The organism is Paracoccus sp. N5 (genome assembly GCF_000371965.1).
Classification (GTDB): Bacteria; Pseudomonadota; Alphaproteobacteria; order Rhodobacterales; family Rhodobacteraceae; genus Paracoccus.
The window spans coordinates 124,342-135,000 of the sequence record NZ_AQUO01000002.1; the positions used below are offsets into that span (position 1 = coordinate 124,342).

A 10,659-nucleotide genomic window follows, 5' to 3' on the forward strand; every position below is an offset into this window, starting at 1 on the left:
TTGAGCCCCATACCGAGTATCCCATGATCGCCAGTTTTAGCAAACCAACCGAAGCGTCCGGGCCCTCAACGTTCCGGGCCTGTCATCTCCAGCCACTGGACCAGTGCCCGCCGGATCATCTCCGGTCGCGTTGGCAGGTCGGGCTCCAACCGGCGGCGGTCATCTATGGCTTCTATAAGCTCACGAGGAAGCCGAAGATTGATCGCCTCCGAATCCACAGGAGGGCGTCCGCGTTTTTTTTCCATTTTTCCGAATCTATACTTGATTTACGGTTTAATGGTGTCATATAATGCAGGCACAGGCAAGGGCTCCTACCCCCTTGCCCGGCCCTAACCACAACTGATCCTCAGGAGATCACTCATGGCTATTCACACGCCTATCACGGCACCTGACTTTCCGGAAGCCAACAGCGCGTTCACGCACACGCCGATCACCATCGGCTTCACCACGTTGATGCGCGACCTCGCGGATTACATCGAGGCTGAGCGTGACCTTGAGCATTGTGGCAGCTGGGATCCGGCCTGCGATGCGTGGATCCGCGATGCCGAGCGGGCCCGGGCACGTGTCCTCGACGCGATCACTGCTCTGCGCGCAGCGCCTACCCGGCGGCGCGAGGATCTGCCGCTCCGGCGCTGTGCAGGCCTGGCACAGATGCTGATCGAGAGCGACAGCCCGGAGCAGTTCCAGACCCTTCTCGCCCTGCCCGACCGCTTCCCGCACGCCTTCCGCTGTGCCGGCAATGGCCCCGTTGCACGGCGCGTTGACCTGATGGTTGCGAGTTTCCGGCAGCATTTGAACGCCCTTGCGCGCCTCCCGGATTTCGCGGGGATGATCGAGGCGGACTATGTTGTGATCGAACCGGACGCGTCCAATCTCATGCTGGCGCCCGCAGCCTGATCGCCCCACATATCTGACGACTTGGGCGCCCATCACAGATGGGCAGCCACAGCCGCGCACCTGTCCCATTTCTTCCGCCACCGGCTCCTGGTCGCACGTCCTGCGTGCGCCCGAGGTCTGGCTTCATCTTCTCATCCTGTTTTCGGGAGGACTTCCTATGTCCACGACCATCCTGTCTTCGCACACCACCCACACCCCGCTTTCGGTCTCCAATCTTCCGCTCGTCATTCATCATGGCGAACTGCATGTCCATTGGGCCGATGTGGCGCGGAGCAAAGGCTTCACCCTGATCGCCCGTGTTCTGGATCGCTTCCGTATCGCGCTGCGCTGCCAGACCTGTGGGGGCATCCATGTGGCACGCCACTCCGTGCTCATGTCGGCGCAGCCCCTGTGCCCGCATTGCATCGAGACCCGCTGGCGCACGACCGCCATTGCCGTCGGCCTGAGATGGCTTGGCCGAGATACCGCGCACCGTCATTACGGCCACTATGGCCTGCCCTGCGGCCACGAGGTCCGGCGCCAGTTCAGCTTCGTTGACCGTGTCGCCAAGGGCGAAGTTGCCCCGCGTTGCGAGACCTGCCTTGTTCATCGCGAGGAAGCTGAGGGCACCCGTTTCGGCTGGGAGCGCCTTGGCCGCGATCCAAAGGGCAATGCCTCCTATCGGCTCTATCGCCACCATTGCGGACACGAACAACGCATCGCCGTGGCCAATATGAAGTGGGGTCAGTGCGACTGCGCAGGTTGCGGACAGAGCTGGACCGCCAAGCCTTCCTACATCTATCTGCTCGACATCCGTCATCAGGGAACAAAGAGGCACTATATCAAATTAGGGTATTCTTCTCATCCCGTAAAACGTCACCGCCACCAGTTGGGGCTCCCTAAAGATGCCCTTGTCGAGGTGCTCCGGGTCGTGGCCATGCCGACCGGCCACGACGCCTGCGCCCGCGAGAAGGCCGCCCATGCCCGCCTCAAACGCGCACATCCGGAAACCCTGGTGCCCCATCCGGAATACGCGGATCTGATGAATGTCGTGTCAGAGATCTACAGGCCTGAGTCGCTTCCCATTCTCCACGACACCCTCGACCGGATCGAGGCGGAGATCACCGATGCGGCGCGCAACCGGACTCCGGATCACCTTTCCACCCCGCCCCGCATTGCGGTTGTCAACGATCCGGAAGCCGCACCCGATGACCCGGAAACGCCCTTACCTGCTGCATCGGTCCCCCGGGCTCCAGCACCATCCCACCCGCACCGCAAACCCCGGCCCGTCGCAGCGGCGCGTGATCGCCACCCGATCCTGCGGCGCCATTGGGGCCTGACCGGGTAACGGGTCCCGGAGGGGGCGACTCCGGATCACGCGAGGAGACCATTTCGCCGATCCGGATATCGCCAAAGGCAATCAAGGAGTTGCGCACCTCACCGCGACCCGGAAGCCCGTCCTGCGTCGGACGAATGCCAAGGTTTCCGGCGGTTTCCATCCCGGAGTCCGGATCCTCAGAGTTGCGATGCGCACGACGCACGAAGCCTTCCGGATCCCCGCCGACCCCTGACCTGACACCGCCACCACATCCCTCAACGCGGGGTCCTGGCCCGCTCTACTACCTCTCCCGCCGCTATCCGGATCCCCGGATGGCCCGCCCCTCTCATACCCGGAATCCTGCCATGACCCAGACAATCTCCATCCCGTCCAGCAATCCTGAATCCAATTCCGGAACCCGCAATCATCCCACTTGGCTTCCCCTGGCCCGTCACGCCATCCGCCGCCTCGAGGCAGATCTGATCGAGAAGCTGGGCCCTTCCTGGGATCCGTCACTCGACCCGGAAGACATGGACCTGCCCGAGTTGCTGGAGGCGGCAATGTCGCCTCCGGGATCGTCTATGCTTCAAATCTTGAACACTAGCACCGCCGGGCAAAACGTCTCGCCCGAAGAGTTTGACGCGATCGCGGACGCCGGCGGCGATCCCACTGCCACCGCAAGCAATGGGTCATCTCAGCCCCGTATCAGGCTACCCGCCGGCAAGCTAATTCCGCTGCTGCGCCTTGCCGCCAGCATTGGCAGCCTCAATGACCGCGACGCCATGCTGATGCCCGGCGCGATCACCATGATCGAGCGCGTCCCGGGTGATCTCATCGATCAGATCAATCGGCTCATGCAGCATTTGCTCCCGCAGGACATGTCCGTCGCTCTGTCTCTTGGTCGCCTACCAAAGGGTAAACCCTACGTGCTGCTGCTCGGCCCGGACATCTCGAACAATAAAGTCTCTGAACGCGCCGTGAGCGCATTCGCCGCCGATCTCGCACGTGCCGTCGATATGCGCGCACCGATCGCCATCCTCTGGCCAGATGAGGCGGCCTTGCCCGCCATGCTGCAGCAAGTGCCAATCCAGCGCCGGACATATGCGCCTCTCTCAGTCGAGATCCTGATCGCAGCCCTTCGGGCGACCCATAGCGCGACGGGCCGGATCGACGAGACCGCTGTGCGCGCCGCCCTCCCGGACGGCGCTGAGCTGTCCAAACTGGAGCCACTGGCCCTCAGTCTGGCAATGCGTGCGCCGACCGCCAAAGCCGTCGCCGAACGGATCGCAACCCTCACGGCCACCCCGCAGCGCCCTGGCGCCAACGGCCCCTGCCTGGAGGACATCCACGGCGACACCCCGGCCTTACGGGCCGCGCGTCAGATCACCCGTGACCTTCGTATGTGGAAGCAAGGCGAGGTCGCCTGGGCCGACCTGACCCGCACCCTGCTGCTTTACGGGCCGCCCGGCACCGGCAAAAGCTGGATCGCGCGCGCGATGGGCAATTCGGCCGGTTTCGCGGTTGTCACCGGCACATTCGGGGGATGGCAGGCCGCCGGCCATCTGGGCGACATGCTGCGCGAGATGCGCCGGACCTTCGCCGAGGCGCGGACGAAAGCACCGACCGTGCTGATCATCGACGAGATCGATGCCGTGGGCTCGCGCGAGGATCGCGATCAGCATAACAGGTCCTACCGCACCCAAGTGATCAATGCGTTCCTCGCCGAGATGGACGCGATCGCCCGAGAAGAAGGCGTTATCGTCGTTGGCACCTGCAACCATCCGGGCACGATCGATCCGGCGGTGCTGCGGGCCGGACGGTTCGACATGAAGGTCGCCCTGCCCCTGCCGGATGCCGAGGGTCTGTTCGGCGTGTTCCGGCACTGCCTGCCGGACTGGCGCGAGGCCGATCTGCGCGATCTCGCTACGCGCGCCGTCGGCTGCTCCGCTGCGGATGTCGATGCCGCCATCAGGCAGGCGCGGGCGGTAGCCCGTGGGGCGAAGCGGGACATGACCGTTTCGGATCTCCAGCAGGTATTTCGGCTCACCCATGACCCCGCCATCGATCGTCGCGTCGCTCTGCACGAATGCGGCCATGCCATCACCTGTGCGGCCCTTCGCCTCGGGCCTGTCAAACGGATGTTCCTCGACCGTAACGGCGGCGGCGGCACCTTGTTCGATGCAGAGGCCAAACATGGCGTATTGCAGGACATGCAGGATCGTCTGGCGCAATTGCTCGCCGGACGTGCCGCCGAACGCCTCGTGCTTGGCGACATCTCGGCCGGTGCCGGCGGCGGACCTGACTCCGATCTGGCCCAGGCGACGATGATCGCCACATCGATCCAGGCCCGCTATGGGCTTGGTGCTCAGGGTCCGGTCTGGACCGCCGATCCCGACACTTTGATCGCGCTGGACCCTGACGTGCTGTTTCGTGTCCGCCGCGCGTTGGAGGCTGCCGAGAAGCGCGCCACGCAGATCCTGAACATGCACCGCAACCTGCTCGAAGAAATGGCCGGGGCGCTGGCCGCGTCCCGCGACATGGATCGCGCCGAAGCGGAAGGCTGGCTCGCGCGGGTGCGCAATGTGGCACCGGATGAAGTTCATGACGCGCACCCTGCGCAGCAACCGCAATAGCATTCAGCGAAGTGGCGCCCGCCCCACGTGATCGCGGCGTCATCGAACCGCGTCTCCACAAACAAAAATGCAAAAACAAAAGAAAGTGGCGGAGCCGCCAATAAAAACCCTCAAAACCAAAACGGCACTCCCTGCGGCGGGCTCTGCCCGCCGCCCATTCCATTCCCACGGGATAAAAAAGAAAGAGAGCAAAGAACCAAAAGACAAAAGACCCAGGAAAGCCTCGGGTAATTCGGCTCACAGCGCAACCAGCTCAAAAAGAGAAAGGTCAGGCACAAAGAACAAAGAGATACGCCCCCCAGAAGCGAATTACCGGCATCCCCCGACGGAATTCGAAGCTCCCAGTTGGCCATACGCAGCCCGCCCCGCAGATCCGATTATCCCCGGACATTGTCTCGAGCCCCTGAGAATCTGCTCATGCGACATGGAAGGCCGCCCTCGATGTCTTGAACCATATCCCTCGGATATTCCCCCAGACAAGGAAACCAGCCATGATCCACCATCCAAATCCAGCGGCTTGGATCCCTCCGGTGATCCACTTCATCGAATCCAACCTGCCTGTCCTTGATCGCAAGGGCGAGGAGTGGGACCACATGTTCACCACCGCCTATCAATTCGGTTGTGATGCGCTGATCGCCCTCGGTCAGGCGGAAGACACCGGGCGCGGTGCGCGGCCGCTGACCCACCCTTGCCTACCCGACAGCCTTCCCCGATGGGACGATATCTGCGTCACCATGCTCAGCCTCGCCCATCAATGCGGGCTGCTCTCCTACCGGCTGCCCGACGGGTGCGAATCCCCCGAGGCCACGGCATGGTGGGGTCGGCGCGCGGGCGTAGTCCTGCCTCAGCCGAACATTAGGACCGCCCATCGGCTCGGCCCAGCCTGGGCTGCCCCGGAGGTGGTGCCGGTCCTGCACGCGCTCGGCCTGGTCGAATCCGGCCAATGGACCGCAGCCTCGGAATCGGTGCTCTGGCGCAAGGAGCCGCAGGAATGGGATCTCGACATCACCGCCGATCCGCGCTTTCGACAGGCGCTCGACCGAACCGCCAACGACATGCCCGCCGATATCCGCCACGAACTGGACCGGCTGGTCACCATCACCGAGGCCGACGTGACCGAGGGGCTGATCCGTCGCGCGGCCCATAAGGACGAACTACGCGCCGAATACGGTGCCAGCCGGGTGATCTGCCTACCGCTCACCCGGGACTCGGTGCGCGAGGGACTGATCCTTCTCCGCATCCATGATCTGGACTGGCTGTTCTTTTCGAACTGGCGGTGGCCGGACGGCTGGCTCCCTCCGCTTGAGCGGAAACGGGCGATGGAGATCTGGCACGACAGCCTCGCCATCCGCATGCGCAGGGCCGTTGTCGCGCAGCTTTATCCGGACAGACCGGAGTTTGCTGGGTGAGCTGCCAAGTCGATCCGGAAGCCCAGATCATGCGCCCCCGGCCAGCCTAAATCAAAAATCCGGATAATTCGCGCCCGATGGTCCGCTGCGCCCGGCTGACGCACCGCCCGGTGCTCCAGATGCGTTCGGCGCGCTTGCCCATAAGCCGCCCCCTGAACTCGGCTGCCCCTTCTAAGAATGAGATTTCCGTATTTTCAGGTAGTTATCCACATTCACGTGCCCCGAGAACCCAGTTTTCCGCTGAGAGAGACGTTCCCATGCCTTATGATCTTCCCAACAACCGCGGGCTCAGCCCCGCACAGGATCATCATCAACGACCGCCGACGGGCCCTGCCCTGCGGCGCAGGGAGCAGCTCGGCCGATGGCACGGGACCGGAGAGATATTGCGAAGAAGGACGGCGCCGCGCAGACGGCGGCCGTTCCTTCTGCATCTCCCGGCCCTGCGGTTTCCGCCTCACCGGCCTCTCCGACCGACAAAGCCCTTGCCGGGAATCGCGGTCTGTCGGAGGATCGCGACCTGTTCCGCCATTTCCTGCGCGCCCTCGCCCGCGACGCCGCGCGCCGCGATCATGCCGCCGATCCCCACTGATCCCTTCCGCCTCGAAGGAGATGCCCCATGACGAAGCAAAAATTGCGCGTGGCGATCTACGCCCGCTTCTCGACCGACAAGCAGCGCGATGCCTCGATCGAGGACCAGATCGACTCCTGCCGCGATCTCGCCGCGCGCGAAGGCTGGCAGGTCACCGGCACCTACCAGGACCGGGCGATCTCAGGTGCCAGCATGTTCCGTCCCGGGATCGAGGCACTGCAACGTGATGCCAAGGCCGGCAAATTCGACATCGTTCTGGCCGAGGCGATGGACCGGCTGTCGAGGAAGCTCGCCGACATCGCGAAGTTTCACGAACGCATGGAGCATCAGGGCATCGAGGTCCACACGCTGACCGAAGGCAAGGTCGATGCCATGCTGATCGGCATGAAGGGGACGATGAACCAGATCCTGCTGCGCGATATCGGCATCAAGACGCACCGCGGCCAGAAAGGCAGGGTCAAGAACGGCAAACTCGCCGGCGGCAACGCCTACGGTTATGACGTCCTGCCCGCGGTCACCGTGAATGGTAAATCCGAACACGGAGACCGCGCTATCAACCGCGCCGAGGCCGAGGTAGTGCGGCGAATTTTCCGCGACTATGCGCAAGGCGTTTCCGCCGGGAAGATCGCCGAGGCGCTGAACCTCGAGAATATCCCGGCTCCTCGTGGGCGCTGGTGGGGCACGTCGACCATTCTCGGCAACCGCGAACGTGGAACCGGCATCCTGAACAACGAGCTTTACGTGGGACAGTTGGTCTGGAACCGGCTGAACTACCGGAAAGACCCGGATCACGGCAAGCGTGTCTCCAAACCGAATGCACCCGAACGGGTGATCAAGACCACCGTGCCGCACCTGCGGATCATCGACGACGCACTTTGGAACCGGGTCAAGGCGCGGCAGGGTGCGATGAAGACCAAGCACACCGATGTGCCGATCTGGGACCGGCGCCGCCCAAAATTTCTGTTTTCCGGGCTGATGACCTGCGGGTGCTGCGGCGGCGGGTTCTCGAAGGTCTCAAAAGATGCCTTCGGCTGCTCGACCGCCCGCAAGAAGGGTGCAGCCGCCTGCACCAATATGACGGTGATCAAACAGAAGGATCTCGAGACCCGGGTGCTCAACGCCCTCGAACACCACCTGATGGACGACGAAGCGGTGCGGATTTTCTGCGAGGAATATGCCGCCGAACGCAACCGCCTGCAGGTCGAACGCTCCGCCGGGCGCGCCGATCTTGAACGGGAGCTGAAGCAGGTGAGCACCGACCACAAGAAGCTGGTCGACGCGATCGTCGCCGGGGTGCCCGCCGAGCAAGTGAAGGACCGGATGATCGCGTTGGACGCGCGTCGGAAGGATCTGGAGCGCCAGCTCTCGGCCTCCCCTGCCCCGGACCCGATCCGCATCCATCCGAGCATGGCGAAGACCTACCGAACCCGGATCAGCCAGCTGATCGCGGGGCTGTCGGAAGCTGAACGGATGGATGAGGCGAAGGAGGCGCTGCGGTTGCTGATCGAGAAGGTGGAACTGGTGCCCGTCCCGGCCGAGGCGACCCCGGATGGCAAACCCGGCCTTGCGATCCATCTTCATGGTGCCCTAGCGAGCCTGCTGCGGCTGGCCTGTGGGCTGCCGGTGCATGAGATTGTCGAGGCAGCGGGCCAAACGCAAAAAGCCCCGCGGAAAGCGGGGCGTGGCGAGGTAATCAATGAACAATCCGAAGCGTCGGATTATCAAAGCATTGATATAGCTAGTGAATTAATTCTGGTTGCGGGGGCAGGATTTGAACCTGCGGCCTTCAGGTTATGAGCCTGACGAGCTACCGGGCTGCTCTACCCCGCGCCATTTGCGCTTTTTGCGAGCGCGTTATCGTTTTGAGAGATCTCTCGCTTCTTTTCAGGTCTGGCGGTGACCTACTCTCCCACGTCTATTGACGCAGTACCATTGGCGCGACGGCACTTAACGGCCGAGTTCGGGATGGGATCGGGTGTTTTGCTCGTGCTTTGGCCACCAGACCGGAAAAGGAGCGAGATCGGCGTCATCCCTTGCGGGATGGGTTGTCCAAGGATGCTTTTGGAAGAAGGTCTGTCTTCTTCCGGATCAAATCAAGCCAATCGAGCCATTAGTACCGGTCAACTGAACGCATTGCTGCGCTTACATCTCCGGCCTATCGACGTGGTGGTCTTCCACGGCTCTCAAGGGATACCTTGTTTTGAGGGGGGCTTCACGCTTAGATGCCTTCAGCGTTTATCCTGTCCGTTCATAGCTACCCAGCACTGCCGTTGGCACGACAACTGGTCCACCAGTGGAACGTTCACCCCGGTCCTCTCGTACTAGGGGCAACTCCTCTCAAGTATCCTACACCCACGGCAGATAGGGACCGAACTGTCTCACGACGTTCTAAACCCAGCTCACGTACCTCTTTAAATGGCGAACAGCCATACCCTTGGGACCTGCTCCAGCCCCAGGATGAGATGAGCCGACATCGAGGTGCCAAACGATGCCGTCGATATGGACTCTTGGGCATCATCAGCCTGTTATCCCCAGCGTACCTTTTATCCGTTGAGCGATGGCCCTTCCACTCGGGACCACCGGATCACTATGGCCGACTTTCGTCTCTGCTCGACTTGTCAGTCTTGCAGTCAGGCTGGCTTCTGCCATTGCACTCAACGAGCGATTTCCGACCGCTCTGAGCCAACCTTCGCGCGCCTCCGTTACTCTTTGGGAGGCGACCGCCCCAGTCAAACTACCCACCACGCAGGGTCCCGGACCCGGATAACGGGCCGCGGTTAGACATCAAGAGTGCGAAGGGTGGTATCTCAAGGATGGCTCCACCGGAACTGGCGTCCCGGTTTCAATGCCTACCACCTATCCTGCACATCACAATCCTGATGCCAGTGCGAAGCTATAGTAAAGGTGCATGGGGTCTTTCCGTCTAACCGCGGGAAGTCTGCATCTTCACAGACAATTCAATTTCGCTGAGTCCACATTTGAGACAGCGGGGAAGTCGTTACGCCATTCGTGCAGGTCGGAACTTACCCGACAAGGAATTTCGCTACCTTAGGACCGTTATAGTTACGGCCGCCGTTTACCGGGGCTTCAATTCAAGGCTTGCACCTCTCCTTTTAACCTTCCGGCACCGGGCAGGCGTCAGACCCTATACGTCGCCTTACGGCTTCGCAGAGCCCTGTGTTTTTAGTAAACAGTCGCCACCCCCTGGTTTGTGCCCCCCGCCGACAGTTGCCTGCCAACGGGGCCTCCTTCTCGCGAACTTACGGAGGTATTTTGCCGAGTTCCTTAAATGTGGTTCTCTCAAGCGCCTTGGTATTCTCTACCAGTCCACCTGTGTCGGTTTAGGGTACGGTCTCATGGAGGGCTATTTCCAGGAACCGCTCAGCAGCCCCTCCAATCCGATAAGGAGGAACTACACCTGCGATCCGTCACCATCTCCTGGCCCAGGAATATTAACCTGGTTCCCATCGACTACGCCTTTCGGCCTCGCCTTAGGGGCCGGCTTACCCTGCTCAGATTAGCTTTAAGCAGGAACCCTTGGACTTTCGGCGACAGGGTCTCTCACCCTGTTTGTCGCTACTCATGTCAACATTCTCGCTTCTGATCACTCCACCGGATGCCTTACAGCCCGGCTTCACAGTCAGAACATTGCCTCCGCTATCCCGAAGGATAGAAGAGGCAGCGTTCTATATCACAGAACGCTCCGCTACCACGTGCATTGCTGCACATCCAAAGCTTCGGCTCGTGGCTTGAGCCCCGTTACATTTTCGGCGCAAGAATCCTAGACCAGTGAGCTGTTACGCTATCTTTAAAGGATGGCTGCTTCTAAGCCAA

General features: G+C 62.0%; 7 protein-coding genes, 1 tRNA gene and 2 rRNA genes (1 of these 10 only partly in view). 6 read left to right on the forward strand and 4 right to left on the reverse strand.

What is annotated here, in order from left to right; translation table 11 throughout:
- Nucleotides 1–65: 65 nt before the first annotated feature.
- Complete coding sequence (locus PARN5_RS23625; protein ID WP_081615010.1) at nucleotides 66–245, reverse strand: ribbon-helix-helix protein, CopG family; 180 nt, start codon at nucleotides 243–245, stop codon at nucleotides 66–68.
- Between the two features lie 115 nt (nucleotides 246–360).
- Here PARN5_RS23625 and PARN5_RS22295 point away from each other — a divergent pair, with 115 nt between their 5' ends.
- The 6 genes from PARN5_RS22295 (at nucleotide 361) to PARN5_RS23635 (ending at nucleotide 8,622) form a co-directional block, all read left to right on the forward strand.
- Nucleotides 361–897, forward strand: a complete 537-nt coding sequence (locus PARN5_RS22295; protein WP_018000618.1) for a hypothetical protein — start codon at nucleotides 361–363, stop codon at nucleotides 895–897.
- Nucleotides 898–1,054: 157 nt separating this feature from the next.
- Nucleotides 1,055–2,224, forward strand: a complete 1,170-nt coding sequence (locus PARN5_RS23630) for a hypothetical protein (protein ID WP_081615011.1) — start codon at nucleotides 1,055–1,057, stop codon at nucleotides 2,222–2,224.
- A 335-nt stretch (nucleotides 2,225–2,559) separates the two neighbouring features.
- On the forward strand, nucleotides 2,560–4,827 hold the full coding sequence (locus PARN5_RS0115135; RefSeq protein WP_157404045.1) for an AAA family ATPase: 2,268 nt from the start codon (nucleotides 2,560–2,562) through the stop codon (nucleotides 4,825–4,827).
- Between the two features lie 491 nt (nucleotides 4,828–5,318).
- Nucleotides 5,319–6,236, forward strand: coding sequence for a hypothetical protein (locus tag PARN5_RS0115140; protein WP_018000621.1), 918 nt, complete (start codon nucleotides 5,319–5,321; stop codon nucleotides 6,234–6,236).
- 361 nt (nucleotides 6,237–6,597) lie between these two features.
- Complete coding sequence (locus PARN5_RS24315; RefSeq protein ID WP_157404046.1) at nucleotides 6,598–6,825, forward strand: hypothetical protein; 228 nt, start codon at nucleotides 6,598–6,600, stop codon at nucleotides 6,823–6,825.
- A gap of 27 nt (nucleotides 6,826–6,852) precedes the next feature.
- Entirely contained in the window at nucleotides 6,853–8,622 is a 1,770-nt protein-coding gene (locus PARN5_RS23635) for a recombinase family protein (protein WP_081615039.1), read from the forward strand.
- On the opposite strand, the gene PARN5_RS0115160 is transcribed toward PARN5_RS23635, so the two are convergent.
- The 3 genes from PARN5_RS0115160 to PARN5_RS0115170 form a co-directional block, all read right to left on the reverse strand.
- Nucleotides 8,579–8,655 (reverse strand) — tRNA-Met (locus tag PARN5_RS0115160). The two genes, PARN5_RS23635 and PARN5_RS0115160, sit on opposite strands and share 44 nt — an antisense overlap.
- 58 nt (nucleotides 8,656–8,713) lie before the next feature.
- Nucleotides 8,714–8,828: ribosomal RNA gene (gene rrf / locus PARN5_RS0115165) — 5S ribosomal RNA — on the reverse strand.
- Between the two features lie 86 nt (nucleotides 8,829–8,914).
- Nucleotides 8,915–10,659, reverse strand: a 23S ribosomal RNA gene (locus PARN5_RS0115170); it runs 1,081 nt beyond the window's last position.